21 protein-coding genes are annotated in these 25,140 nt (G+C 73.6%); 14 read left to right on the top strand and 7 right to left on the bottom strand.

Annotated elements, in window-relative coordinates:
• Nucleotides 1-60: 60 nt before the first annotated feature.
• A complete protein-coding gene (locus tag ACFYQQ_RS27625; protein ID WP_388905425.1) occupies nt 61-2,340 on the bottom strand; it encodes an FdhF/YdeP family oxidoreductase in 2,280 nt (759 codons plus the stop codon).
• 168 nt (nt 2,341-2,508) lie between these two features.
• Here ACFYQQ_RS27625 and polA point away from each other — a divergent pair, with 168 nt between their 5' ends.
• Both polA and ACFYQQ_RS27615 read left to right on the top strand, forming a co-directional pair.
• Complete coding sequence (gene polA / locus ACFYQQ_RS27620; RefSeq protein WP_388905423.1) at nt 2,509-5,235, top strand: DNA polymerase I; 2,727 nt, start codon at nt 2,509-2,511, stop codon at nt 5,233-5,235.
• Nucleotides 5,236-6,004: 769 nt separating this feature from the next.
• Entirely contained in the window at nt 6,005-6,256 is a 252-nt protein-coding gene (locus ACFYQQ_RS27615; protein WP_356169180.1) for a hypothetical protein, read from the top strand.
• Between the two features lie 189 nt (nt 6,257-6,445).
• On the opposite strand, the gene ACFYQQ_RS27610 is transcribed toward ACFYQQ_RS27615, so the two are convergent.
• Nucleotides 6,446-7,291, bottom strand: a complete 846-nt coding sequence (locus ACFYQQ_RS27610) for a DUF4184 family protein (RefSeq protein WP_355787846.1) — start codon at nt 7,289-7,291, stop codon at nt 6,446-6,448.
• A gap of 272 nt (nt 7,292-7,563) precedes the next feature.
• Between ACFYQQ_RS27610 and ACFYQQ_RS27605 the strand changes: the two genes are divergently transcribed.
• The 3 genes from ACFYQQ_RS27605 (at nt 7,564) to ACFYQQ_RS27595 (ending at nt 10,605) form a co-directional block, all read left to right on the top strand.
• A complete protein-coding gene (locus tag ACFYQQ_RS27605) occupies nt 7,564-9,252 on the top strand; it encodes a lytic transglycosylase domain-containing protein (protein WP_355787849.1) in 1,689 nt (562 codons plus the stop codon).
• A 191-nt stretch (nt 9,253-9,443) separates the two neighbouring features.
• The gene (locus tag ACFYQQ_RS27600; RefSeq protein WP_355787852.1) at nt 9,444-9,578 is read left to right on the top strand and encodes an SPW_0924 family protein; all 135 of its coding nucleotides are present in this window, start codon (nt 9,444-9,446) and stop codon (nt 9,576-9,578) included.
• A gap of 31 nt (nt 9,579-9,609) precedes the next feature.
• Nucleotides 9,610-10,605 (top strand): DUF3068 domain-containing protein, encoded by a 996-nt coding sequence (locus tag ACFYQQ_RS27595; RefSeq protein ID WP_355787855.1) that lies wholly within the window; start codon nt 9,610-9,612, stop codon nt 10,603-10,605.
• On the opposite strand, the gene ACFYQQ_RS27590 is transcribed toward ACFYQQ_RS27595, so the two are convergent.
• Nucleotides 10,595-13,240 carry an ATP-dependent RNA helicase gene (locus ACFYQQ_RS27590; RefSeq protein ID WP_388905420.1) on the bottom strand — a complete coding sequence of 882 codons (2,646 nt, stop codon included), beginning with the start codon at nt 13,238-13,240 and terminating at the stop codon, nt 10,595-10,597. The genes ACFYQQ_RS27595 and ACFYQQ_RS27590 overlap by 11 nt on opposite strands.
• A 73-nt stretch (nt 13,241-13,313) precedes the next feature.
• Nucleotides 13,314-14,297: a class I SAM-dependent methyltransferase gene (locus ACFYQQ_RS27585; RefSeq protein WP_355786348.1), complete on the bottom strand. Its 984-nt coding sequence runs from the start codon at nt 14,295-14,297 to the stop codon at nt 13,314-13,316.
• A gap of 244 nt (nt 14,298-14,541) precedes the next feature.
• Between ACFYQQ_RS27585 and rpsA the strand changes: the two genes are divergently transcribed.
• The 4 genes from rpsA to ACFYQQ_RS27565 all read left to right on the top strand — a co-directional run bounded on the left by rpsA (nt 14,542) and on the right by ACFYQQ_RS27565 (nt 18,251).
• Nucleotides 14,542-16,044, top strand: a complete 1,503-nt coding sequence (gene rpsA / locus ACFYQQ_RS27580) for a 30S ribosomal protein S1 (RefSeq protein ID WP_355786350.1) — start codon at nt 14,542-14,544, stop codon at nt 16,042-16,044.
• A 180-nt stretch (nt 16,045-16,224) separates the two neighbouring features.
• Nucleotides 16,225-17,163, top strand: a complete 939-nt coding sequence (locus ACFYQQ_RS27575; RefSeq protein ID WP_355786353.1) for a PAC2 family protein — start codon at nt 16,225-16,227, stop codon at nt 17,161-17,163.
• 48 nt (nt 17,164-17,211) lie between these two features.
• Nucleotides 17,212-17,820: a dephospho-CoA kinase gene (gene coaE / locus ACFYQQ_RS27570; protein ID WP_355786356.1), complete on the top strand. Its 609-nt coding sequence runs from the start codon at nt 17,212-17,214 to the stop codon at nt 17,818-17,820.
• 50 nt (nt 17,821-17,870) lie between these two features.
• A complete protein-coding gene (locus ACFYQQ_RS27565) occupies nt 17,871-18,251 on the top strand; it encodes a tetratricopeptide repeat protein (RefSeq protein WP_355786359.1) in 381 nt (126 codons plus the stop codon).
• Nucleotides 18,252-18,314: 63 nt separating this feature from the next.
• On the opposite strand, the gene ACFYQQ_RS27560 is transcribed toward ACFYQQ_RS27565, so the two are convergent.
• Complete coding sequence (locus ACFYQQ_RS27560) at nt 18,315-18,587, bottom strand: DUF6343 family protein (RefSeq protein ID WP_355786362.1); 273 nt, start codon at nt 18,585-18,587, stop codon at nt 18,315-18,317.
• A gap of 307 nt (nt 18,588-18,894) precedes the next feature.
• On the opposite strand from ACFYQQ_RS27560, the gene ACFYQQ_RS27555 reads away from it, so the two are divergent.
• On the top strand, nt 18,895-19,347 hold the full coding sequence (locus ACFYQQ_RS27555) for a DoxX family protein (RefSeq protein WP_355786364.1): 453 nt from the start codon (nt 18,895-18,897) through the stop codon (nt 19,345-19,347).
• A gap of 273 nt (nt 19,348-19,620) precedes the next feature.
• Here the strand turns inward: ACFYQQ_RS27555 and ACFYQQ_RS27550 are convergent, their stop codons facing one another.
• Nucleotides 19,621-20,112, bottom strand: a complete 492-nt coding sequence (locus ACFYQQ_RS27550; protein WP_356169203.1) for an RNA-binding S4 domain-containing protein — start codon at nt 20,110-20,112, stop codon at nt 19,621-19,623.
• A gap of 103 nt (nt 20,113-20,215) precedes the next feature.
• On the opposite strand from ACFYQQ_RS27550, the gene ACFYQQ_RS27545 reads away from it, so the two are divergent.
• From ACFYQQ_RS27545 to ACFYQQ_RS27535, 3 genes are all read left to right on the top strand, one after another.
• Nucleotides 20,216-20,965 (top strand): uracil-DNA glycosylase, encoded by a 750-nt coding sequence (locus ACFYQQ_RS27545; protein ID WP_355788088.1) that lies wholly within the window; start codon nt 20,216-20,218, stop codon nt 20,963-20,965.
• Between the two features lie 62 nt (nt 20,966-21,027).
• On the top strand, nt 21,028-21,990 hold the full coding sequence (gene pip, locus ACFYQQ_RS27540; RefSeq protein ID WP_355788090.1) for a prolyl aminopeptidase: 963 nt from the start codon (nt 21,028-21,030) through the stop codon (nt 21,988-21,990).
• 242 nt (nt 21,991-22,232) lie between these two features.
• Nucleotides 22,233-23,222 (top strand): glycoside hydrolase family 6 protein, encoded by a 990-nt coding sequence (locus ACFYQQ_RS27535; RefSeq protein WP_355788093.1) that lies wholly within the window; start codon nt 22,233-22,235, stop codon nt 23,220-23,222.
• Here the strand turns inward: ACFYQQ_RS27535 and ACFYQQ_RS27530 are convergent.
• Nucleotides 23,194-23,595: a RidA family protein gene (locus tag ACFYQQ_RS27530; RefSeq protein WP_355788095.1), complete on the bottom strand. Its 402-nt coding sequence runs from the start codon at nt 23,593-23,595 to the stop codon at nt 23,194-23,196. The two genes, ACFYQQ_RS27535 and ACFYQQ_RS27530, sit on opposite strands and share 29 nt — an antisense overlap.
• A gap of 338 nt (nt 23,596-23,933) precedes the next feature.
• On the opposite strand from ACFYQQ_RS27530, the gene ACFYQQ_RS27525 reads away from it, so the two are divergent.
• Complete coding sequence (locus ACFYQQ_RS27525) at nt 23,934-24,713, top strand: nucleotidyltransferase domain-containing protein (protein WP_355788098.1); 780 nt, start codon at nt 23,934-23,936, stop codon at nt 24,711-24,713.
• Nucleotides 24,714-25,140 lie beyond the last annotated feature (427 nt).

Below are 25,140 nucleotides of genomic sequence, written 5' to 3'. Positions count from 1 at the left end.
GGGCCGGGCTCCGTTCGTCGTGGATCACTTCGTCGTGGATCACTGTCGCTGAGCAAACGCTCAGTCGGTTGCCGATTGTTCCAGACGGACGACGACGGATTTGCTCGCCGGGGTGTTGCTGGTGTCGGCGGTCGCGTCGAGCGGGACGAGGACGTTGGTCTCGGGGTAGTACGCGGCGGCGCAGCCCCGGGCGGTCGGGTAGTGGACGACGCGGAAGCCGGGGGCGCGGCGTTCGACGCCGTCGCGCCACTCGCCGACGAGGTCGACGTAGGAGCCGTCGGCGACGCCGAGGGCGTGGGCGTCCTCGGGGTTGACGAGGACGACGCGGCGGCCGTTCCTGATGCCGCGGTAGCGGTCGTCGAGGCCGTAGATCGTGGTGTTGTACTGGTCGTGGGAGCGCAGGGTCTGCAGCAGGAGGCGGCCCTCGGGCAGCTCCGGGTGCTCGACGGGCGCCGCGGTGAAGTTGGCCTTGCCGGTGGCGGTGGGGAAGCGGCGTTCGTCGCGCGGGGCGTGGGGCAGGGCGAAGCCGGCGGGGTCGGCCACGCGCGCGTTGAAGTCGGTGAAGCCGGGGACCACGCGGGCGATGCGGTCGCGGATCGTCGCGTAGTCCTTCTCGAACTCCTCCCAGGGGGTCCGGCTGGCCTCGCCGAGGACGCGGCGGGCGAGGCGGCACACGATGGCCGGCTCGGACAGCAGGTGCCGGCTCGCGGGCTCCAGGTGGCCGCGCGAGGCGTGCACCATGCCCATGGAGTCCTCGACGGTCACGAACTGCTCGCCACCGCCTTGGAGGTCGCGCTCGGTGCGGCCGAGGGTGGGCAGGATCAGGGCGCGGACGCCGGTGACCACGTGGGAGCGGTTGAGCTTGGTCGACACGTGGACGGTGAGGCGGGCGCGGCGCATGGCCGCCTCGGTGACGTCGGTGTCGGGTGAGGCGGAGACGAAGTTGCCGCCCATCGCGAAGAACACCTTCGCCTCGCCGTCGCGCAGGGCGCGGATGGCCCGTACGACGTCGTAGCCGTGCTCGCGGGGCGGGGCGAAGCCGAACTCCTTCTCCAGCGCGTCGAGGAACGCCGGGGCGGGCCGTTCGAAGATGCCCATCGTGCGGTCGCCCTGCACGTTGGAGTGGCCGCGCACGGGGCAGACGCCCGCGCCGGGGCGGCCGATGTCGCCGCGCAGCAGCAGGAAGTTGACGACCTCGCGGATGGTGGGCACGGCGTGCTTGTGCTGGGTGAGGCCCATGGCCCAGCAGACGATGGTGCGCCGGGAGGCGAGGACCATCTCCAGTGCCGCGTCGATGTCCGCGCGCGTGAGGCCGGTCGCGGTGAGGGTGTCGTCCCAGTCGGCGGCGCGGGCGGCCTCGGCGAACTCCTCGTAGCCGTGGGTGTGTTCGCGGACGAAGTCCTCGTCGACGGCTCCCTCGGTCTCCAGGATCAGCTTGTTCAGGAGGCGGAAGAGTGCCTGGTCGCCGCCGAGGCGGATCTGGAGGAACAGGTCGGTGAGGGCGGCACCCTTGATCATGCCCTGGGGGGTCTGCGGGTTCTTGAACCTCTCCAGGCCGGCCTCGGGCAGCGGGTTGACCGTGATGATCTTCGCGCCGTTCGCCTTGGCCTTCTCCAGCGCGGACAGCATGCGGGGGTGGTTCGTGCCCGGGTTCTGGCCGGCGACGATGATCAGGTCGGCCCGGTACAGGTCGTCGAGCAGGACGCTGCCCTTGCCGACGCCGAGGGTCTCGGTCAGCGCCGAGCCGGACGACTCGTGGCACATGTTCGAGCAGTCCGGCAGGTTGTTCGTGCCGAGCTCGCGGGCGAACAGCTGGTAGAGGAACGCGGCCTCGTTGCTGGTGCGGCCCGAGGTGTAGAAGACGGCCTCGTCGGGGGAGTCGAGCGCGGTGATCTCCTCCGCGACGATGTCGAAGGCCCGCTCCCAGGACACCGGCTCGTAGCGGTCGGCGCCCTCCGGCAGGTACATGGGGTGGGTGAGGCGGCCCTGCTGGCCCAGCCAGTAGCCGCTGCGGCCGGCGAGGTCGGAGACCGGGTGCGCGGCGAAGAAGTCGGGGGTGACCCGGCGCAGCGTGGCCTCCTCGGCGACCGCCTTCGCGCCGTTCTCGCAGAACTCGGCGGTGTGCCGGTGCTCCGGTTCGGGCCAGGCGCAACCGGGGCAGTCGAAGCCGTCCTTCTGGTTGACCCGCAGGAGGGTGAGGGCGGTGCGGCGCACACCCATCTGCTGCTGGGCCATGCGCAGGGTGTGCCCGATGGCGGGCAGCCCGGCGGCCGCGTGCTTCGGCTCGGCGACCTGCGGCGCGTCCTGGACCGGATCGCCCTTGGGCGGCTTGCTGGCCATCGTCTCGACCCCTTCGCGTGCACGCGTGCGCTGTCTTCGTCCCCGCTCGTCCGGGGGCCCGGTGGCCGGGTCCTCGCACGGGTCCGATCCTCGCACGCGCCGCCCGCGGTGCCGGTGCCCGGGCCCGGACGGCTCTCGCTGTCAGTGGGGCGTGGCAGGATCGGGGGCGTGGCAGAAACAGCATCGAAGAAGACCGAGCAGACCTCCGGCACGGGCCGTCCGAGGCTGATGCTCATGGACGGGCACTCGCTGGCCTACCGCGCGTTCTTCGCGCTCCCCGCGGAGAACTTCACGACCGCGACGGGCCAGCCGACGAACGCGATCTACGGCTTCGCGTCGATGCTGGCGAACACGCTGCGCGACGAGGCGCCCACGCACTTCGCGGTGGCGTTCGACGTGTCCCGCAAGACGTGGCGGTCCGAGGAGTTCACCGAGTACAAGGCGAACCGCTCGAAGACCCCCGACGAGTTCAAGGGCCAGGTCGAGCTGATCGGCGAGCTGCTCGACGCGATGCACGCGGAGCGGTTCGCCGTGGAGGGCTTCGAGGCGGACGACGTGATCGCCACGCTCGCCACGCAGGCCGAGGCCGCCGGGTTCGACGTGCTGATCGTCACCGGCGACCGCGACTCCTTCCAGCTGGTCTCCGAGCACACCACCGTGCTCTACCCGACCAAGGGCGTCTCCGAGCTGACCCGCTTCACCCCGGAGAAGGTCTTCGAGAAGTACGGGCTGACGCCGGCGCAGTACCCCGACTTCGCGGCGCTGCGCGGCGACCCGTCCGACAACCTCCCGGGCATCCCGGGCGTCGGCGAGAAGACCGCCGCGAAGTGGATCAACCAGTTCGGTTCGTTCGCGGAGCTGGTCGAGCGTGTCGACGAGGTCAAGGGCAAGGCCGGGCAGAACCTCCGCGACCACCTGGAGTCGGTGAAGCTGAACCGCCGGCTCACCGAACTGGAGCGCAACGTCGAGCTGCCGCGCACCGTCACCGACCTGGAGCGCGCGCCGTACGACCGCAAGACCGTCGCGATGGTCCTGGACACCTTGGAGATCAGGAACCCCTCGCTGCGCGAGCGGCTGTTCGCCGTCGACCCGGGGGCGGCGGAGGAGGAGGCAGCCCAGCCGGCCGCGCCCGGCGTGGAGCTGGACGGCGCGGTGCTGGGCGCGGGCGAGCTCGCTCCGTGGCTCGCCGAGCACGGCGAGGCCCCCCTGGGCCTGGCCACCGTCGACGCGTGGGGGCTGGGCACCGGCTCGGTGGCCGAGGTCGCGCTCGCCGCGGCGGACGGCAAGGCCGCCTGGTTCGACCCCTCGCAGCTGGACGAGGCGGACGAGAACGCGTTCGCGGGCTGGCTCGCCGACGCCGCCCGGCCGAAGGTCCTGCACAACGCGAAGGGCGTGATGCGCGTCTTCGCCGAGCACGGCTGGACCGTCGAGGGCGTCACCATGGACATCGCGCTCGCCGCGTACCTGGTGAAGCCGGGCCGCCGCTCGTTCGCCCTGGACGCGCTGACGCTGGAGTACCTGAACCGCGAGCTGGCGCCCGCCGCCGCGGCCGACGGGCAGCTCGCCTTCGGCGCGGACGACCAGGCCGAGGCCGAGGCACTGATGGTGCAGGCCCGCGCGATCCTCGACCTGGGCGGGGCGTTCGGCGAGAAGCTGACGGAGGTCGGCGCGGCCGACCTGCTGCGCGACATGGAGCTGCCGACGTCCGCGCTGCTGGCCCGCATGGAGCGGCACGGCATCGCCGCCGACCGGGCGCACCTGGAGGCCATGGAGCAGATGTTCGCGGGCGCCGTGCAGCAGGCCGTGAAGGAGGCGCACGCCTCCGTGGGCCACGAGTTCAACCTCGGCTCGCCCAAGCAGCTCCAGGAGGTCCTCTTCGGCGAGCTGGGCCTGCCGAAGACGAAGAAGACCAAGACGGGCTACACGACGGACGCCGACGCGCTGGCCTGGCTGGCCGCGCAGACCGACCACGAACTGCCGGTGATCATGCTCCGGCACCGTGAGCAGGCCAAGCTGCGCGTGACCGTCGAGGGCCTGATCAAGACGATCGGCGCGGACGGCCGCATCCACACCACGTTCAACCAGACGGTGGCCGCGACCGGCCGCCTGTCCTCCACGGACCCGAACCTGCAGAACATCCCGGTCCGCACCGACGAGGGCCGCGCGATCCGCCGCGGCTTCGTGGTCGGCGAGGGCTTCGAGTCCCTCATGACCGCCGACTACAGCCAGATCGAGCTGCGGGTGATGGCGCACCTCTCCGAGGACGAGGGACTGCTCCAGGCGTTCACGTCCGGCGAGGACCTGCACACCACGGTCGCCTCCCAGGTGTTCTCCGTGGAGCGCTCCGCGGTCGACGCGGAGATGCGCCGCAAGATCAAGGCCATGTCGTACGGGCTCGCCTACGGGCTGTCGGCGTTCGGCCTCTCCCAGCAGCTGAACATCGACGCCGGCGAGGCGCGCGGCCTGATGGACACGTACTTCGAGCGCTTCGGCGGCGTACGCGACTATCTGCGCCGCGCGGTCGACGAGGCCCGCGCCATTGGCTACACGGCGACGCTCTTCGGACGCCGCCGCTACCTGCCCGACCTCAACAGCGACAACCGGCAGCGCCGCGAGGCCGCCGAGCGCATGGCGCTGAACGCGCCGATCCAGGGCACGGCCGCCGACATCGTCAAGATCGCGATGCTCAACGTGGACCGGGCGCTGCGCGAGGCGGGCCTCAAGTCCCGCATGCTGCTCCAGGTGCACGACGAAATCGTCCTGGAGATCGCGCCCGGCGAGCGCGCCCAGGCCGAGGAACTGGTCCGCCGCGAGATGGCGGGCGCGGTCCGGCTACGAGCACCGCTCGACGTGTCGGTCGGCTCCGGCGCGGACTGGGAGTCGGCGGCACATTAGGCCCGGAGCCCCGGGGGCACGTGCGTTCCGGGGGCGACGGGGGTCCGACGGGGGCCGAGTCACCGGGGCTCGCGGGGCGGCGTCACCCGGGTCGGGGAGGCGGGGGCGCCCGGCCCGGCGGCGCAGGGTCACCCGGGCCGGTGAGGCGGCGTTGCTCGGGCCCGGCGGCACGAGGGCACTCGGGTCGGGTAGTCAGGAGCGCTTCGGCCTGGTGGCGCGGAGTCACCCTGGCCAACGGGGCAGCGTCACCCCGCCGGGGAGGCAGCGGTGCCCGGCCCCTCGGCGCGATGTCACCGGGGTCTGGCGGTGCGGAGTCATCCGGGACGGGGAGGCAGCGGCGCTCGGCCCGGGGCGCAGGGTCACCCCTGTCGGCGGGGTGACGTGGGGCCTGCCTCGGTTGGGGTGGGTCACCCGCCCGGCCCTCGCGAGAGCGCCCTCGGGCTGCCGGGGCCGTAAGGATGCGGGCATGGGTATACGCATGCTCCCGCGTCGGACGGCGACAGCCGGCCCCCTTCTCTCGGCGGTCGCCCTCGGGGCGGGACTGCTCGCACCGGCCCCGGTCTTCGCGGCCGGGGCCAGCACCGCCCGGCTACGCACCCCTCGCCGAGAGACGTCCAGGCGCCGCCCGCTTCGTGATCGCGCCGCCCGCTCGCACCCGCGGCTGCGCGGGGCGGGGGAGAGGATCCGACGCCGTGCCCGGTCCCGAGGGACACGCGCCGGCCGCACGGACGCGATCTGCGTCGCGGCGGGCCACAGACGGGAGGACGAGGTGAGGACCCTCGTCGAGGTGCTGACCGGGACGGCGGTCGCCGAGCGGTGCCGGGCCCTGCGTCGCGACCTCCCCCGGCCATGGCGGGCCTCGCCGCGCGCCCCGCTCGCGAAACCGGGACGCCGCGCCGCACGCCACGCGTGGACCGGCCTGGGGCGCACCTACCTGGGCCGCGTCCTGGTCCGCGCCGCCACGGCGACCGCGGTCGTGGCCCGGGGAGACGCACGGCGCAGGCGCAGGTGCGTGCCGTAGGCCGGGGACGGGCGCCTAGCGCGGCGCAGAGCCCACCCGGCTGCCCGAGCCCGGGCGGAACCCGGAACCCGGCTAGACCCGGAACCCCCGGCCCGGACCCGGAACCCCGGGCGGAACCTGAAGCCCCCGGCGGAACCCGGAACCCCCAGGCCGGACTCAAAACCGCCGCCGGGCCCCCGTACCCCCTCCTCAGCGGGACGTCCGGGTCGGTTCCGTGGGGGATTCCGTGGGGCGGGGCGGGGCCGGGCGGCGCAGGCGGACTCCGGCGCCGTAGACGGCGAGCCCCAGCACCAGCCCCGCACCGGCGCCGAAGCACACCGTCGGGATCAGCTCCCAGAGCTCCGCGTCCGACCCCCAGTACGCCCACCACCGCGACGCACGCTGCACCGCCCCCACGAGGGCGCAGGCCGCGAGCACCACGACCGCCAGCCATCGGTCCGCCCGGGACAGCACCGGAACGCCCACCGGCTCGCCGGGGACACCCCGCCGCGACGCGACGACGACGAAGGCGAGGATCACGACGGCCGCCACCGCGGAACCGCCGTACTGCAGGTACCAGTACAGCGGGGACCCGGCGATCTCCCGGCCCAGGACGGGAAACACCCGCATCCCCCACCGGTCGAGGTGCGTGAACGCGTCCCACACGACGTGGGTCAGCGCGCCGAGCGCGGCGGAGACGTACCAGCGCAGCAACAGGGAGGGACGCGGACGCGCGCGCGGCGTCCCGCAGTGCAGCAGCGCCGCCGTGCGCACCTGCCGGGTCCGCGGCAGCAGCGCCACCAGCGGTTCGCGCAGGAACAGCCACAGGCCCACGAGGGCCCAGGCGATGAGCACGTCGACGGTGAAGACGCCGGTGAAGGAGTGCGTGACGTCGCCGAACTCCATCGCACCCGACAGGACACTCGCCGCGTAGTAGGTCATGTCGGGAGCGAACGAACCGGCGACGAGGACCGCGGGCACCAGCCTGCCGCGACCGGTCCCGTCACCGCGTACCGCGGGCAGCACGGCCGCCGCGTGGCTGAGAGTGAAAGGCAAGTCGTCCCCCTGCGCCTGGCGTTGGGCGCCCGTCGCGGCGCCCGGTGATCGCTGGCCCCAGTATGAGGGAACCATGAGAATGTCCCGCCAGACCGCCCGCGGGGTGCCTGTGAGCACCGGGTATATGGCCAACCGGTGAAAACCGGGCGTGAACGGGTCCCGGCGCGACGGAAGTTGTCGTAGGGTCACCTGCGTCACCGTGCTGGGGAGCACGGCAGGGAACGGGAAGAGCGCGCGAAGCGCGAGGGTCGGCCACGGGAGGGGTTCACTCAATGGCGGCGCATTTCGGCAGGCTGCGCAAGGGAGCGGCGACGACCGCCGTGGCGGCGGCCGCGGTGGCGGCACTGTCCGCCTCCCAGGCTCCGGGAGTGACCGCTGACGACCCCGGCAGACAGGCGACGGGCTCCGAGGCTTCGGCCGACGGCACCGGCGGCGGCACCGCGACCGGCAACTCGCCCTACTACAAGGACCTCCCGCCGCTCAACAGCCCCACCGCCAAGCCCTCCCCCGACACCGGGGGCGGCACGGGGACGGACTCGGAGTCGGGCATCCCCGCGACCGTCCTCGACGCCTACAAGAAGGCCGAGGCGTCCCTGCGGAAGTCCAAGCCGGGCTGCAACCTGCCCTGGCAACTCCTCGCCGCCATCGGCAAGGTCGAGTCCGGGCACGCCCGCGGCGGCCGCCTCGACGCGAGCGGCACCACGTACTCGCCGATCCTCGGCCCGGTCCTCAACGGCCAGGGCTTCGCGAACATCTCGGACACCGACAACGGCGCGTACGACGGCGACACCCGCCACGACCGCGCGGTCGGGCCGATGCAGTTCATCCCGTCCACGTGGGAGTGGGCGGGCCGCGACGGCAACGGCGACGGCGTCAGGAACCCGAACAACATCTACGACGCGGCCCTGGCCGCCGGCCACTACCTGTGCCGCTTCGACCACGACATGTCGGTCCAGTCGGAGATGAACGCCTCGATCCTCAGCTACAACAACTCCTCGGAGTACCTCCACACCGTCCTGTCGTGGCTGGACTCCTACCGCAAGGGCACGCACGAGGTCCCGGACGGCACGGGCCCGCTGCCCGAGCACCGCAGCGACGACCCCTCCCTCCCGGTGGTCCCGACGGCTCCGCTCACCCCGCACCCCGACCCGAAGCCGGACAAGCCCGGCACGGACCCGTCGTCGCCCGCGAAGCCGCCGACGACGCCCAGCAAGCCGCCGACCACCCCGGGCACCCCCAGCACCCCGCCCAGCACGCCCGCCACGCCCACCGACACGGTGGACCACCTGGAGGACGCGGGCACCGGCAAGCTCACCGCGACGGCCGGCGACACCTTCGCCAAGAGGATCAGCACGCGCGCCGAGACCAAGTCGGGCTTGGCGGTGGCGAAGGTCCGGGTGCGGTTCACCATCGTCGGCGACACGGACGCCACCTTCGCCGGCGGTGAGAGCGTCGCCACGGTCGTCACCGACGGCGCGGGCAAGGCCACCGCGCCGGCGCTCGTCGCGGGGGAGAAGACGGGCGACTTCACCGTCCGCACCGCCGTCGTGGGCCGCTCGGTGACCGGTGTCGACTACCGGGCGACCGTGACCGCCCGCCAGGCCGACGCCCTCGCCCGCACCGCGGACACCGCGCTGACCTGCGTGCCGGGCGGCGAGTTCGCGGACCAGGTCGAGGTGAAGGCCACGTACAAGGGCGCCGTCGCGAAGGGCGTCGAGGCCACCGCCACGCTCGTCACGTCCGCCGAGGACGCCACCGCCAACGACAAGGGCCCCTACTTCAAGGACGCGGACGGCAAGACCGTGCGCACCCTCGCCGGCCTCAAGACGGACGCGAACGGCCTCCTCAAGCTGCCGAAGCTGTACGCGGACGACACGGCCGGCACCTTCCTGCTCCGCGTCACCACCACGGGCGGCGCGACGCTGACCGTGGAGCTGAAGGTGGCCGCCGCGGCCTCCTGACGGCCGCCCGGCACACCTTCCCCGCACGGCTCGTACGGCGGCGCCCCTCCGGTCAGCTCCGGAGGGGCGCCGCCGTCTGTGCGCGACGTGTTCTCATCTCGCCCCGCCGTTGCTACGGTGCCCGACCTGACGAAGTATCAGTTCCCGTTCCCCGCAACGGTTCGGGACGCCCGTCGGCCGGGAGGTCCCGCATGCGTGCCCTGATCGCCGCCGCGACCGGACTGGCCGTCGCGCTCGCCCTGGTCCTCACGGTCACGGCCCTGGGCTCGCCGTCCGGCACGACCTCGCCGAAACCGCTGCTCACCACCGTCCCCGAGCACCCGTAGACGTCCCCGACGCACAGGGAGGGCCGCCGAGATGCGACGCAAGGCCAGCCTCGTCCTGCTCGCCCTCGCCGTGTTCTGCACGGCGCTGTCCCCCCTGCTGCGCTGGTACGCCTTCCCGCGGCTCGCCAAGATCCCCGCCGGCCAGTACCAGGACATGGTCCTGGAGGCGAGGAACGCGACCCTGCTCGACTACGGGACGATGAAGGCCGAGAAGGTCTCGCGGGTGACCGTCGTGCAGACCCTCAAGGGCAACGTGGAGGCGTCCGAGGCGATCGAGCGGACGGCGGGCCGCGATGTCGTCGTCTGGGACTCCCTGTCCTACGTGGAGGGCCCCGACGGCGAGATGGTCTCCAAGCTGCCCGAGCGGTACATCTTCGACGCGCACACCCAGGAACCCGTCCACGCGACCGGCGAGTCGGTCGACGGCGACCCCGTGCGCAGGGAGGGCATCGAGTTCAAGTGGCCCTTCCGGACGGAGCGGCGGGACTACGAGTACTTCGACGCGCAGACCCGCACCTCCGCCCCCATCCACTACAAGGGCACCCGGGACTTCCGGGGCGTCGAGGTCTACTACTTCGAGCAGACCGTGCCGTGGACCGAGGTCCCGTTCCCCGAGGTGATGCCGGTCAAGGGCATCACCGCCGAGTCCGTCGCGAAGACGGGCACCACCCGCTGGTACACCACCGTCCGCAGATTCTGGGTCGAGCCCGTCACCGGCGCCCCCGTCTACGGCGAGGAGATCCACCGCGAGGAACTGCGCGGCGGCAGCCTCCTGGGAGGACGCGACAAGGTCACCGCCTTCGCCGGGCACGTCAAGATGCGCGAGGACTACATCGAGTCGACGGTCTCCCTGGTCAAGTCCAACCGCACGGTGATCCTGCTCATGACCACGTACCTGCCCTGGGGCCTCCTGGTCCTCGGCGTGGGCCTGCTGTCGCTGTCCCTGTACCTGGAGGCCCGCGGCCGCGGGCCGGACGGCCAGGCCCCCGCCGACGACCGGCCGGAACCGGCCCCGGTCAACGCCTGAGCCGCGCGTTCGTGAAGCGGGTCGCCTCGGCGGCGGCCGGATCCTCCGGCCACGGATGCTTCGGGTACCGCCCGCGCAGCTCCGCCCGCACGGACCGGTACCCGTCCCGCCAGAACGACGCGAGATCCGCCGTGACCGCCGCCGGACGTCCGGCGGGCGAGAGCAGATGCACCAGCACGGGCACGCCCGCCACCGCCGGCGACTCCTGGAGTCCGAACATCTCCTGGAGCTTCACCGCCAGGACCGGCCGCTCCGGATCGCCGTAGTCGAGGCGGATCCTGGACCCGCTGGGCACCTCGATCCGCTCGGGCGCCAGCTCGTCCAGCCGCGCCGCCTGCCCCGAGGCCCACGGCAGCAGGCGCGTCAGGGCCTGCCCCGCGTCGATCCGCGCCAGATCGGCCCGCCGCCGCGCCCGGCCCAGCTCGGGCTCCAGCCACTCGTCCACGCGCGCGTGCAGCGCGTCGTCGGCGACATCGGGCCAGGGGTCGCCGAGATGCAGCCGCAGGAACGCCAGCCGCTGCCGCAGCGCCTCGGCGTCCCGCGTCCACCGCAGCAGCCCGAGCCCCTCCTCGCGCAGCCCGCGCACCAGCGCCTGACGTACGAGCGCGGGGTCGGCGTCCCTGATCGGCCGCACCGTCAGCTCCACCGCCCCGAGCCGCTCGACCCGCCGCGCCACCACGTCCCCGTCGGCCCAGCGGACCTCGTCGCCGTCGGCGTGCAGGGTGCCCGCCGCCCTCCGCGCCGTCCCCTCGTCGACGCCCGCCGCGAGCCGCACGCGCGCGTGGCCGGCGCCCACCGGCCGGTCGGCCACGGCGACGGCCAGCCAGGGCGCGCCGCGCAGCCCCGAACCGTCACCGACCTCGGCCCGCGTCCCGGACACCATCAGATACGAACCGCCCTGCGCCCGCGCGACCCGCTCGGGAAACGCGAGGGCGGCCACGAGACCGGCGACCCGGTCGTCCCCGAGGGACGCCCCGCGCTCCCCGGCGCCCTCTCGCCCGTCCCGGTGGTCGCCACGCGCGGCACCCCGTCCCGGGGCCGCCGGGGCCGGGCCCTCCTGTCCGGACCGGCCGGTTCCGGCGGAGCCTCGCTCCGGCGACCCGGGGCCCTCGGCCGCCCGGGTGCCGGAGGTGCCGCCGGCAGCCGCCCGCAGCCGCCAGGCCTCCGTGCGCCAGCGCGCCGCGTAGGCGTCGCCCCCGCGCCGGGCCGTCCGCCAGGCCGCGGCGAGATCGTCGCCGTACTCCCGCGGCGGCTCCTCGCTCAGCAGGGCGACCACCTCGGCGGCCCGCTCGACGCCCACCTCGGGCGCCGCGTCGAGCAGGGCGCGGGCCAGCCGCGGATGCAGCCCGAGCCGGGACATCCGCACCCCCCGCTCCGTCGCCCGCCCCGCCGGGTCCACCGCGCCGACGGCCTCCAGGACGCTCCGGGCCGCGGCCATCGCCCCGGCCGGCGGCGGGTCGAGCAGGGCCAGGCCCGACGCGTCCGGGTCGCCCCAGCAGGCCGCCTGGAGGGCGAACGCCGTCAGGTCGGCCACCTTGATCTCGGGGGCGGGGAAACGGGCCAGGCGCACGTCCTCGGCCTCCGTCCAGCACCGGTACACGACACCCGGCGCCTCACGTCCGGCACGCCCCGCCCGCTGCCGCCCCGCCGCCTGCGAGGCCCGTACGGTCGCCAGCGCGCTCAGCCCGCGCGCGTGGTCCACCCGCGGCTCCCGGGCGAGCCCGGAGTCGACGACCACGCGCACCCCGGGGACCGTCAGCGACGACTCGGCCACCGAGGTGGCGAGCACCACCCGGCGTCCCGCCCCCGGGGACAGCACCGCGTCCTGCACGGCCGCCGGCGCCCGCCCGTGCACCTGGAGCACCTCGACGCCGGCCACGTTCCCGAGCTGCCCGGCGACCCGCGCGATCTCGCCGACCCCGGGCAGGAAGCACAGGACGTCCCCTTCGTGCTCGGCCAGCGCCCGCCGCACCACCGACGCCACGTGCGTCAGCTGGGCCGGGTCCACGCGCATCCCGTGCGGCGGCCGCACCGGCCGGGCGGGCGGCGCCCACACCACGTCCACCGGGTACGAGACGCCCTGGGCCTCGACCACCGGCGCGTCGCCGAGCAGCCGGGCCCAGCCCGCCGCGTCGGTCGTGGCGGACGCGGCGACCAGCCGCAGCTCGGGGCGGAGCGCGGCCCGCACGTCCAGCAGGAAGGCGGCGACGGTGTCGGCGTCCAGATGCCGCTCGTGGCACTCGTCCAGCACCACCACGTCCACGCCGGCCAGCTCCTGGTCGCGCTGGAGGCGTTGCAGCAGCACACCGGTCGTCACGACCTCCACGCGCGTGTGCCGCCCGACCACCCGCTCGCCGCGCACGGTGTAACCGACGCTCTCGCCGGTCCTCTCCCCGAGCAGCCACGCCATCCGGCGCGCGGCGGCCCGGGCGGCGATCCGCCGGGGCTCGGCGACGACGACCCGGCGCGCGGGCCCGTCGCCGGTGAGACCGGCGAGGACCAGCGGCACGAGCGTGGTCTTGCCGGTCCCCGGCGGGGCGCACAGCACCGCCGTCCCGTGTCCCTCCAGGGCGGCGCGCAGCGCGGGCACGGCGGAACGGACGGGCAGCCGGTCGAGGGCGTCGGTACGGATCACGCCCCCAGTCTCGTACGGCCGCGGCATCGCCCTCCACGCGCGTGTGCGGGACGGCGGGAGGAGAGGGGGGACGTCAGTCGCGCTCGCACACGAAGATCGCGGTCCCCGGGATCAGGTTGCCGCGCAGCGGGGACCAGCCGCCCCACTCCTGGGTGTTCCACGAGGGCCACTCCGGCTCCACGAGGTCCAGCAGCCGGAAACCGCCCGCCACGACGTCGCGCACCCGGTCGCCGACCGTCCGGTGGTGCTCGACGTACACCGCGCGGCCCTCCTCGTCCTGTTCGACGTAGGGGGTGCGGTCGAAGTAGGAGGCGGCGACGGTCAGGCCCTCGGGCCCGGGCTCGTCGGGGAAGGCCCAGCGGATCGGGTGCGTCACCGAGAAGACGAAGCGGCCACCGGGACGCAGCACCCGGCGCACCTCGCGCAGCACCCGGACCGGGTCGGCGACGAAGGGCAGCGCGCCGTACGCCGAGCACGCCAGGTCGAAGGAGCCGTCCGCGAACGGCAGGGCGCCCGCGTCGGCCTCGACGAGCGGCACACCGCCCCCGATGCGCAGCGCGTGCTGGAGCTGGCGGTGGGAGAGGTCCAGGGCGACCGGACGGGCTCCCTGGGAGACCAGCCAGCGGGAGCACTGGGCGGCGCCGGCGCCGATCTCCAGGACGTCCTTGCCCTTCAGCTCCTCCGGCGGGCCGAGCAGCTCGGCCTCCACCTCGTCGAGCCCCTCGGGACCCCAGACGAAGCGGTCGTCGCCGAGGAAGGTGCCGTGCTCGACCTGGTAGTCGTCCGCGTTGCGGTCCCACCAGCCCCGGTTGGCCCGGGTGCTCTCCGTGCCGTCCGCGTCACGCCGGGTGGCCTCCGGCTCCGCGGCTTCGCCGAGTGCGTCGGTGGGCTGCTCGTGCTCTTGGATGATGGGCTCCCTCGTATTAGTCTGCGGGCTCGTCCGTCCAGGCGTTCCCGGTGTGTCACCGGAGAGGCGTGGAGGGGCCAGTACAGCCTCCAGGGACGGGACTTGTGCCGGGTATGCGGCGATCCGCCCCGGGTGTGCGCCTTCGCGCATTGACCCTGCCCGGCTGCCCCCGTATGCTACAAGTTGCGCTGCGGGCCTGCGCTCCTCAGACGTAGCAGGCTGCGCTCGCATCTGTTGTATGTCCCCTCGGTTTTCGAGGCGCCGACGGCAGTGCCCCTCACCGGGCACCACCGGATCTGGCGCTTCCTTGGCTGTCCGGCTTCTTCAGAGCGAAACGGGCTCCCGGCGTAAGCAGTACCTACGACTCACTGTCCGTACCGGAGCCCTTTCCCACATGACGAGCAGCACCGAGACCACCGCCACCACCCCGCAGGTTGCGGTCAACGACATCGGTAACGAGGAAGCCTTCCTCGCCGCGATCGACGAGACGATCAAGTACTTCAACGACGGCGACATCGTCGACGGCGTCATCGTGAAGGTCGACCGGGACGAGGTCCTGCTCGACATCGGTTACAAGACCGAAGGTGTCATCCCGAGCCGCGAGCTCTCGATCAAGCACGACGTCGACCCGAACGAGGTCGTCAAGGTCGGCGACGAGATCGAAGCCCTTGTTCTCCAGAAGGAGGACAAGGAAGGCCGCCTGATCCTCTCGAAGAAGCGCGCCCAGTACGAGCGCGCCTGGGGCACCATCGAGAAGATCAAGGAAGAGGACGGCATCGTCACCGGTACCGTCATCGAGGTCGTCAAGGGTGGTCTCATCCTCGACATCGGCCTCCGTGGCTTCCTGCCGGCCTCCCTCGTCGAGATGCGCCGTGTCCGCGACCTCCAGCCCTACGTGGGCAAGGAGCTCGAGGCGAAGATCATCGAGCTGGACAAGAACCGCAACAACGTGGTCCTGTCCCGCCGCGCCTGGCTCGAGCAGACCCAGTCCGAGGTGCGCCAGACGTTCCTCACGACCCTGCAGAAGGGTCAGGTCCGCTCCGGCGTCGTCTCCTCGATCGTCAACTTCGGTGCGTTCGTGGACCTCGGTGGCGTCGACGGTCTGGTTCACGTCTCCGAGCTCTCCTGGAAGCACATCGACCACCCCTCCGAGGTTGTCGAGGTCGGCCAGGAAGTCACCGTCGAGGTCCTCGACGTCGACATGGACCGCGAGCGTGTCTCCCTGTCGCTGAAGGCGACGCAGGAAGACCCGTGGCAGCAGTTCGCCCGCACGCACCAGATCGGGCAGGTCGTCCCCGGTAAGGTCACGAAGCTCGTTCCGTTCGGTGCGTTCGTGCGCGTCGACGAGGGCATCGAGGGCCTGGTCCACATCTCCGAGCTGGCCGAGCGCCACGTGGAGATCCCGGAGCAGGTCGTCCAGGTCAACGACGAGATCTTCGTCAAGGTCATCGACATCGACCTCGAGCGCCGCCGCATCAGCCTCTCGCTGAAGCAGGCCAACGAGTCCTTCGGTGCCGACCCGGCCTCGGTCGAGTTCGACCCGACGCTGTACGGCATGGCCGCGTCGTACGACGACCAGGGCAACTACATCTACCCCGAGGGCTTCGACCCCGAGACCAACGACTGGCTCGAGGGCTACGAGACCCAGCGCGAGGCGTGGGAGGGCCAGTACGCCGAGGCGCAGCAGCGCTTCGAGCAGCACCAGGCCCAGGTCATCAAGTCCCGCGAGGCGGACGCCCAGGCCGAGGCCGAGGGTGTCGCCACCCCGGGTGCGGCTCCGGCCGCCTCCGGTGGCGGCGGTTCGTACTCCTCGGAGTCGGACGACAACTCCGGCGCCCTGGCGTCGGACGAGGCGCTGGCCGCGCTGCGCGAGAAGCTGGCCGGCGGCCAGAGCTGATCGCTCACCGCTAGCACTGGCTGAGACTGCGGGCCCGCACCCTTCGGGGTGCGGGCCCGCGGTGCGTTCCCCCAAGAGGCCCCAGGCCGGGGCGAAAACCGGCGTTCCCGTGTCCCGCTCGGGGAATGCGCGTGCTCCGGACCACGTTGTCGAGGAGGAACACGAGGAGGAGCGGTCACAGTGCTTGATCCGCAGGGTTTGTACGCATGGGAGCCGAAGGGCCTGGCCGTCGTCGACATGGCGCTCGCCCAGGAGTCGGCCGGCCTTGTCATGCTCTACCACTTCGACGGATACATCGACGCGGGCGAGACCGGCGACCAGATCGTCGACCGGCTGCTCGACTCGCTGCCCCACCAGGTCGTGGCCCGTTTCGACCACGACCGGCTCGTGGACTACCGGGCGCGCCGCCCGCTGCTGACGTTCAAGCGCGATCGCTGGAGCGACTACGAGGAGCCCACGCTCGAGGTGCGGCTCGTCCAGGACGCCACCGGAGCGCCCTTCCTGCTGCTGTCCGGCCCCGAGCCGGACGTCGAGTGGGAGCGCTTCGCCGCCGCCGTCCGGCAGATCGTGGAGCGGCTCGGCGTCCGGCTGTCCGTGAACTTCCACGGCATCCCCATGGGCGTCCCGCACACGCGCCCCGTCGGCCTCACGCCGCACGGCAACCGCACCGACCTGGTGCCTGGGCACCGCAGCCCCTTCGAGGAGGCGCAGGTCCCCGGCAGCGCCGAGTCGCTGATCGAGTACCGGCTCATGGAGGCCGGGCACGACGTGCTGGGCGTCGCCGCGCACGTGCCCCACTACATAGCCCGTTCGCCGTACCCGGACGCCGCCCTGACGGTCCTGGAGGCCATCACCGCGGGCACCGGCCTGGTGCTGCCCGGCATCGCGCACGGCCTGCGCACCGAGGCGCACCGCACGCAGACGGAGATCGACCGGCAGATCCAGGAGGGTGACGAGGAGCTCGTCGCCCTCGTCCAGGGGCTGGAGCACCAGTACGACGCCGCCGCGGGCGCCGAGACGCGGGGCAACATGCTGGCGGAGCCCGTGGAGATCCCGTCCGCCGACGAGATCGGCCAGGAGTTCGAGAAGTTCCTCGCCGAGCGGGAGGGCGACGGCTGACCGGGGTCCCGCCCGGCGCCGACCGGACTAGGCCCTAAGCTTCCGCTCATGCTGAAGGTGGGCCTGACCGGCGGTATCGGAGCCGGCAAGAGCGAGGTGTCGCGGCTGCTCGTGGAGCACGGCGCCGTCCTGATCGACGCGGACCGGATCGCGCGCGAGGTCGTCGCGCCCGGCACCCCCGGGCTCGCGGCGGTCGTGGAGGCCTTCGGCGAGGAGGTGCTCGCGCCCGACGGCGGCCTAAACCGCCCCCGGCTCGGCTCGATCGTCTTCGCCGACCCGGACCGGCTCGCCGTACTGAACTCGATCGTGCACCCCCTGGTCGGGGCCCGCTCCCGGGAACTGGAGGCCGCCGCCGCGCCGGACGCCGTCGTGGTGCACGACGTGCCGCTGCTCACGGAGAACGGGCTGGCGCCGCTGTACGACCTCGTCATCGTCGTGGACGCCGCCCCCGGGACCCAGCTCGACCGGCTCGTCCGGCTGCGCGGCATGACCGAGGAGGACGCCCGCGCCCGGATGGCCGCCCAGGCCCGCCGCGAGCAGCGCCTGGAGATCGCGGACATCGTCATCGACAACGACGTGCCGCTGGACCGGCTGCGGGAACGGGTCGGGGAAGTATGGGCCGATCTCGTCCGCAGGGCCCGCACACCGCAGGAATAGCGGCCGCCGCCGGGGGCGTTGAACCCTTGCAGTGAGGGAAGGACTCAGCCGTGCCCGACATCAGCGGTTCCACCGGACGTAACCCGGAGACGCACGTCATCGACTTCCGCGCCGCCGAGCAGCTGCTCGACGCCCGCGACCCGCGGGGCGCGGTCAAGCTGCTCGACTCGGTCATCGCCGCGCACCCGGAGAACACGGCCGCCCGGCTGCTGCGCGCCCGTGCCTTCTTCGCCGCCGCGCAACTGCGGCCCGCCGAGCTGGAGTTCACCGTCGTCCTGGAGCGCGAGCCGGACAACGCGTTCGCGCACTTCGCGCTGGCCCGCACCTACGAGCGCCAGCGGCGCCCGGACCAGGCCAAGCGCCACTTCAGGCTCGCCGCCGCCCTCGACCCGAAGCCGCAGTACCTGGAAGCGGCCCGCTTCGACTCCTGAGCAGCTTCACGACCCGCCCGGTGATTCCGTCGCCGGGCGGGCACGCGTGTGCCCCGGTCCGTCCTACGGGTGCCGGTGCTCCGGCGGCCGGTAGGGCGGGATGTCGGGGCCCGGCTGGTAGTGCGGTCCCTGCCTGATGTGTCTGAGGACCATCACCAGGTCCACGGTGACGATCAGCCACAGCACGCCGCAGGCCGCCGCCCACCCGGGCCGCCCGACGAGCATGAACGCGGCCGTGCCGCCGGTCGCCCACACCAGGCCCCAGACGCTCAGCCAGAGGCGCAGCCGCAGCGCACTGCGTGCTGTCGTCGGCTCACTGCCCGTACGCATCGCCATCACCGCTCTCTGTGCAAAACGTACTCTTCGTCGCGCCCGTTCACCACGGGACGGCGGCCGGGGCCACGGGGTCCGCCGACGGCGGTACGACAGCCCCGGCGACGTCTGCCGGCACACCCGCCGGGCGGGAGCGGCCCGCGCTCCGGCGGTCGCCGCGCGGCCGTGCCGGAACGGCTCCGCGTCGGCGACCGCTCCCACGGGTTCGGCGCGGCCACCGCCACAAATGCCGGTCCACACCGATGAGTTCCGGCGGGACCGGGGGTCTACCTCTCGACAGCAGCCACCCCGCTTCACACAGGAGACCACCATGTCCGAGACCACCGCCTCCGTCGCCTCCGCCTCCTCCGTCACCCCCACGGCGGGCCGCACGGCACGCAGCCGCCGCGCCCAGATCTCGCTGACCGTGCTGCAGACCGTGCTCGGTCTCTTCTTCGCCCTGGCGAGCGCCCTGCCCAAGCTGATCGCGCACCCGTCGGCCGCCGAGGGCTTCGACAAGCTGGGCTGGGGCAGCACGGGGATGTACATCATCGGCGCGCTCGAACTCGCCGGAGGCATCGCGCTGTTGATCCCGCTGCTGTCCTCGGTGGCGGCCGTGTCCCTCAGCGCCCTGATGGTCGGCGCCTTCATCGTGAACGTCACCGCGATCCACGGGCCCTACCCGGCGACCCCGCTCATCCTGATGCTGCCGCTCGCGCTGATCGCCTGGGCGCGCAGGGGGAACAACGCCGAGCTGGTACGGGTGGTGCGGCGGCGCGTGTGATCCCACGGGACGCCGGGGCCTGCCTTCGGCCCGGCGGCACGACAGCGAGGGCTCCCCGGTCCACCGGGGAGCCCTCTTCGGCGTTCGCGGGCGGGAGGAGGCCCCGGCGTCCGGCCCGGCCGAGAGCGACGGCCGGTCGGTCGCGAGCCCCGCTCCGGTCACGGGGCCACGTACCGGGTGGGGCCGTGTACCGGGTCGGGCCGTGTACGGCGCCCGGCAGGGCGGCACAGGGGTGGGACCGGCACCGACGTCTCGTAGGGCTGGCCCCGGCGTTCAGTGGCCGTCGGTGTCGCCGTCCGGTCGGACGAGGCCGCGCAGGCGCTCCAGCTCGCGGCGGTCCCGCTTGGTCGGGCGGCCCGCGCCGCGGTCGCGGATGCCGGCCGGGGCGACGGCCTCGCGGGGCGGGGGCGGCGGGCTGTTGTCCACGTAGCACTCGGCGGCGACGGGCGGTCCCACCCGCTTGCGGACCACGCGCTTCACGACGACGACGCGTTCCCGGCCCGCGTGGCGCAGGCGCACCTCGTCGCCTACCCGGACCGCGTAGGCGGGCTTGACGCGTTCCCCGTTGACCCGGACATGGCCGCCGCGGCAGGCGGTGGCGCCCATGGAGCGGGTCTTCACGAGCCGTACGGACCAGATCCAGCTGTCGACCCGCACGCTCTCGCCGGTCCGCGGGCCGGCCGCCCGGGCGGCGGCAGCCGGGTCGGCGGTGCCGTGCGCGCCGTCCGTGCCCGTCTCGTCCTCGTCAGCACCCTCAGAAGCCATGCCTCGACCTTAGCCCCGGTGGCGAGCGGTCCTCACACCTTTTCCCGCCCGCCGGTCAGGGCCTTGATCCGCCGCACCGTGGCCTGGTCGTACGGTGGTGGGTATGGACAGCAGCCTGGCCGAACTGGACGCCCGCATCACCGGATGCCGGGCCTGTCCGCGCCTGGTCGAGTGGCGGGAGGAGGTGGCCCGCACCAAGCGCGCCGCCTTCGCCGACTGGACGTACTGGGGACGCCCCGTCCCCGGCTTCGGGCCGCCCGACGCCTCGCTGCTCGTCATCGGACTCGCCCCGGCCGCGCACGGCGGCAACCGGACGGGCCGCATGTTCACCGGCGACCGGTCGGGCGACGTCCTGTACGCGGCGCTGCACGACGTCGGTCTGGCGTCGCGGGGGACCGCGGTGAGCGCCGACGACGGGCTCACGCTGCACGGCGTACGGATCACGTCGCCGGTGCACTGCGCTCCGCCCGCCAACAAGCCGACGCCCGAGGAGCGGGACACCTGCCGCCCCTGGCTGCTGAGCGAGTTGCGGCTGCTGCGTCCCTCGCTGCGGGCGGTGGTGGTGCTCGGAGCGTTCGGCTGGCAGGCCGCGCTCCCCGCGTTCGCCGAGGCGGGGTGGCGGGTGCCGCGGCCCCGGCCCGCCTTCGGGCACGGCGCCCATGTCACCCTGGAGGGCGAGGAGAGCTCCCTGGACCTGTTCGGCTGCTTCCACGTCAGCCAGCGCAACACCTTCACGGGACGCCTGACCCCCCTCATGCTGCGGGACGTGCTGCGGGCGGCGGCGCGGAGCGCGGGACTGCCGACGCTCCCGGAACCCGACCAGGACCATGCGGCGGGAACGGGGCGCATCTGAGCGGCAGTTGGTCCCGCCGGTCCGGCCCGCACGGCAGGCTTCAGCCTCGGTAGCCTCGGGTCATGGCGCTCTATCCGGAGATCGAACCGTACGACCGGGGCATGCTCGACGTCGGCGACGGCAACCACGTGTACTGGGAGGTCTGCGGGAACCCCGAGGGGAAGCCCGCGGTCGTCCTGCACGGTGGACCCGGGTCCGGGTGCACCCCCGGCTTCCGCCGGTACTTCGACCCAGCCGCGTACCGGATCGTGCTGCTCGACCAGCGGGGCGCCGGCCGCTCGACCCCGCGGGCGAGCGCGTACGAGACGGACATGAGCGTCAACACCACCGCCCACCTGATCGCCGATCTGGAGCTGCTGCGACGGCGGTTGGGGATCGAGCGGTGGCTGGTGTGGGGTGTGTCGTGGGGATCGGCGCTGGGGCTGCGGTACGCGCAGACGCACCCGGGCGTGGTGTCCGAGCTGGTCCTGACCGGAATCGCCACCGGTTCCGATCCCGAAGTCGCCCTGCTGACACGGGGACTCGGCAAGATCTTCCCCGAGGCCTTCGCGCGGTTCCTCGCCGAACTGCCCGAGGACGCTCGGGACGGCGATCTCGCCGCCGCCTGCCACCGGCTGATCGAATCGCCCGACCCACGGGTGCGGGCGCGCGCCGCGCGGGCCTGGACCGACTGGGAGACGGCGATCGTGCCGGCGCCGCCGCGATCGGTGCCGCGCTACGAGGACCCGGAGTTCCGCATGGGCTTCGCCCGCACGGTCACGCACTACTTCGGCAACGACCACTTCATGGGCGAGGGCAACGACGAGGGCGTCGTCCTGCGCGACGCCCCGCTGCTCAAGGGCATCCCCGGCACGCTCGTCCAGGGCAGCCTCGACTTTGGCAACCTCCTCGGCACGGCCTGGCGCCTCCACCGGGCCTGGCCGGACAGCGAGTTGACCCTCGTCGACGAGGCCGGACACGACGCGGGCGCGGCGGGCGTGGTCGACCTGCTGGTCGCGGCGACCGACAAGTACGCGCGGCGCTGACCCGCGGGCCGCCGGTGACGCCGCCGGTAGGGCGGTGCGGGCTGCCCGTTTCCCGCACGACCGCGGGAGTACCGCCGCGGGTGTGAGGCGTCCGCCGGTTCCGCCGTGGGACACCCGCCGTCGGAGTGAAATCGCGGCGATCCGACGGCGCACGGCACGGCGGGCGGGCGCCCTGTCAGCAGACTCCGGAGCCAGACGAGCCGCCGCCCTTGCCCGCACCGGCGGCGGAAACGGAGTCGGCCGTGCCCAGACCGCTGTTGAGCGCCCTTGCCTCCCTCGCCCTGGTGGGCCTCTGCTGCACCCGGGCCTCGGGCGCGGACGAGCCGTTCTGGGTGAACCCCGATTCCCACGCCGCCCGACAGGCCGCCGAGTACCGCGCCGCGGGCCGGAACGCCGACGCCGCGCTCGTGGACCGCATCGCGACCCGCGCCCAGGCCGAGTGGTTCAGCGGCTCCGACCCGGAGGCGCGGGTACGGGAGCGGACGACCGCGGCCGCCGCACGGGGGCGTGCCGCCGTGCTCGTGGCGTACTACGTGCCGAACCGCGACTGCGGCGCCTACTCCCACGGCGGCGCCCCCGGCCCGGCCGAATACCGCACCTGGGTCGACCAGTTCGCGGCCGGCGTCGGCGACCGGGACGCGTACGTGATCGTGGAGCCGGACGCCGTCGCCCAGGTCGTGGCCGGCTGCACCCGGGTCGCGGAGAGCGAGCGGTACGCGCTGCTCGCGTACGCCGTCGACCGGCTCCAGCGGCTGCCGCGCGCCCACGTGTATCTCGACGCGGGCAACTCGGGATGGATCCCCGAGGCCTGGCGGCTGGTCGACGCGCTCAGGGAGGCCGGGGCGACGCGCGCGGACGGCATCGCCCTCAACGTCTCCAACTTCCAGACCACCGAGGCCAGTACGACGTACGGGAAGGCCCTGTCGAAGGACCTCGGCGGCGTGCACTTCGTCATCGACACCAGCCGGAACGGCAACGGCCCCTACACCGGCGCGGACAACTGGTGCAATCCGCCCGGCCGGGCGCTGGGCACGCCCCCGACCGAGCGGACCGGCGACCCGCTGGCCGACGCGTACCTGTGGATCAAGCGGCCCGGCGAGTCGGACGGGCAGTGCCGCGGCGGTCCGGTGGCGGGCCAGTGGTGGCCGTCGTACGCGCTGGAGCTCGCCCGCAACTCCGCGGGCGGATCCGGCCCTTGGGGCGTCACTCGGACACGACGGCCGTCGCGGTGATCTCGACCAGCTGTCCGGCGTACCCGAGGCAGGCCACGCCGATCAGGGTCGAGGAGTGCGGGCCGGCGCTGAGGCCGGACGCCTCGACGACCTCCCACACGGCGGACAGGACGGCGGGCTCGCCGCTCACGACGTACACGTCCGTCGACACCACGTGGGCCATGTCGCTGCCGACGGCGCGCAGTTGCTCGTCCAGGTTGGCGAGCACCTGCTCGGCCTGCCGTACGGGATCGCCCGCGCCGACGAGATTCCCCTCGGCGTCGAGCGGCACGGAACCGGCGAGGAAGGCCAGCCTGGTGCCCGCCTCGACCACGGAGGCGTGCGCGTAGACGGGCGGAGGGAAGAGGGTGGGGACGGTGACACGCTGGATCATGGAGGCTCCGGGGGTGTGCGGGCGCGGGCGATCGACGACCTGCCGATGATGCGGGCCGGGCGGCGGCGGACGCAGCCGGTTTTCCCGCGGCCGGTGCCGGTGCCGGTGCCGAGAGGCCGCAGGGCCGGCGAGGTCGGAGGCGGTGAAAGGAGGGTGCCGGCGCGGGAAGGTGCAAGGGGGCCTGGGCGCATCCGCCGACCGGTGGGCGAGGATGGTCCGTGCCGTTTCCCGGCCGACGTGGGTCCGGGGCGGCACGGTGAAGGGGGTTCGGTGGAAGCGGAGTTGACGGCGTCGGCCGGTGCGTCGGCGCTCGTGCGACGGGGACGGGGTGCCTCGCGGTGAACGACGCGGACTTTCTCGATCATGTGGCCGACCGGCTCGCCGCGCTGTCCGGCGTCCGCGCGGTCGCCCTCGGCGGGTCCCGCGCGCAGGGCACCCACACGCCGGCAAGCGACTGGGACACGGCGGTCTACTACCGCGGGCACTTCGACCCGGCGGAACTGCGCGCCGTCGGCTGGGAGGGCGAGGTCTCCGAGATCGGCGGCTGGGGCGGCGGCGTCTTCAACGGCGGCGCCTGGCTGACCGTCGAGGGCCGCCGCGTCGACGTCCACTACCGCGACCTCGACGTCGTCGAGCACGAGCTGGCCGAGGCCGAGGAGGGCCGCTTCCGCGTGGAGCCCCTCCTCTTCCACCTCGCCGGCATCCCCAGCTACCTGGTCGTCGCCGAACTGGCCGTCAACCGTGTCCTGCGCGGAAGCCTGCCCCGCCCCGCGGCATACCCGGAGAGGCTGCGGACGTCCGCCCGCGAACGCTGGCACGGCACCGCCCGCGCCACCCTCGCCTACGCCGGGACCAACCACGCGCCCGCGTGCCGCCTCACCGAGGTCGCCGGTGCCCTCGCCACGGCCGCCGCCCAGGCCGGGCACGCCGTGCTCGCGGCCCGGGGGGAGTGGGTGACGAACGAGAAGCGGCTGCTGGAGCGGGCGGGACTGCGCGGCGTCGACGCGCTCGTGGGGCGGCTGACACCCGAACCGGAGCCCCTCGCCGAGGCCGTCACCTCGGCCCGCCGGCTCATCGACGCCGCCGTCGCCGAGGCGCGAACGTCCGTCGGCACCTGACCTGAGGCACCCCCTTCGGCATCGGACCACGACGGCGGGCGGCGACGGTGGCCCGATGTCGAGGGTTCGGCTTCGGGCCACGACGGCGGGCGGGGGCGGTGGTCCGATGCCGGGGAGTTCGGCTTCGGACCAGGACGGTGGGCGCGGGCGGCGGCCCGATGCCGTAGTCGGCCATCCACTCGTCGTCGAAGATCTTGCCCAGGTAGCGAGGGGCGTGGACCGGGGGCGCCGAAGGCCCGCACAGCCGGTCACCGCCCCGGCCGTCACTCGCACCCCCGTCGCGGAATTGCGTTCATAAAGAAACCGGCATCCCGCCGAAGTGTCACACCGTGGAAACGATCTCGTCCTCTTCACGACGGCAACGCGATCTACCCTGGACCCACCGCCCGGCCGACGTCGCCCGAAGGCAGACCCCCGCCCTCGTCCA

It is taken from the genome of Streptomyces sp. NPDC005496 (genome assembly GCF_042872045.1).
In the GTDB taxonomy this organism is placed as follows: Bacteria; Actinomycetota; Actinomycetes; order Streptomycetales; family Streptomycetaceae; genus Streptomyces.
This window is presented reverse-complemented; position numbering and strand designations above follow the sequence as displayed.

What these genes read in the sequence shown, in the direction of transcription:
- ACFYQQ_RS27600 (WP_355787852.1), top strand. Translation starts at nt 9,444, where the DNA reads ATGCGTGCCCTGATCGCCGCCGCGACCGGACTGGCCGTCGCGCTCGCC.
- ACFYQQ_RS27530 (WP_355788095.1), bottom strand. Translation starts at nt 23,595, where the DNA reads ATGATCCAGCGTGTCACCGTCCCCACCCTCTTCCCTCCGCCCGTCTAC.
- ACFYQQ_RS27550 (WP_356169203.1), bottom strand. Translation starts at nt 20,112, where the DNA reads ATGGCTTCTGAGGGTGCTGACGAGGACGAGACGGGCACGGACGGCGCG.
- pip (WP_355788090.1), top strand. Translation starts at nt 21,028, where the DNA reads ATGGCGCTCTATCCGGAGATCGAACCGTACGACCGGGGCATGCTCGAC.
- ACFYQQ_RS27625 (WP_388905425.1), bottom strand. Translation starts at nt 2,340, where the DNA reads ATGGCCAGCAAGCCGCCCAAGGGCGATCCGGTCCAGGACGCGCCGCAG.
- ACFYQQ_RS27605 (WP_355787849.1), top strand. Translation starts at nt 7,564, where the DNA reads ATGGCGGCGCATTTCGGCAGGCTGCGCAAGGGAGCGGCGACGACCGCC.
- coaE (WP_355786356.1), top strand. Translation starts at nt 17,212, where the DNA reads ATGCTGAAGGTGGGCCTGACCGGCGGTATCGGAGCCGGCAAGAGCGAG.
- ACFYQQ_RS27595 (WP_355787855.1), top strand. Translation starts at nt 9,610, where the DNA reads ATGCGACGCAAGGCCAGCCTCGTCCTGCTCGCCCTCGCCGTGTTCTGC.
- ACFYQQ_RS27555 (WP_355786364.1), top strand. Translation starts at nt 18,895, where the DNA reads ATGTCCGAGACCACCGCCTCCGTCGCCTCCGCCTCCTCCGTCACCCCC.
- ACFYQQ_RS27545 (WP_355788088.1), top strand. Translation starts at nt 20,216, where the DNA reads ATGGACAGCAGCCTGGCCGAACTGGACGCCCGCATCACCGGATGCCGG.
- ACFYQQ_RS27560 (WP_355786362.1), bottom strand. Translation starts at nt 18,587, where the DNA reads ATGGCGATGCGTACGGGCAGTGAGCCGACGACAGCACGCAGTGCGCTG.
- rpsA (WP_355786350.1), top strand. Translation starts at nt 14,542, where the DNA reads ATGACGAGCAGCACCGAGACCACCGCCACCACCCCGCAGGTTGCGGTC.
- ACFYQQ_RS27585 (WP_355786348.1), bottom strand. Translation starts at nt 14,297, where the DNA reads ATGCGCGAAGGCGCACACCCGGGGCGGATCGCCGCATACCCGGCACAA.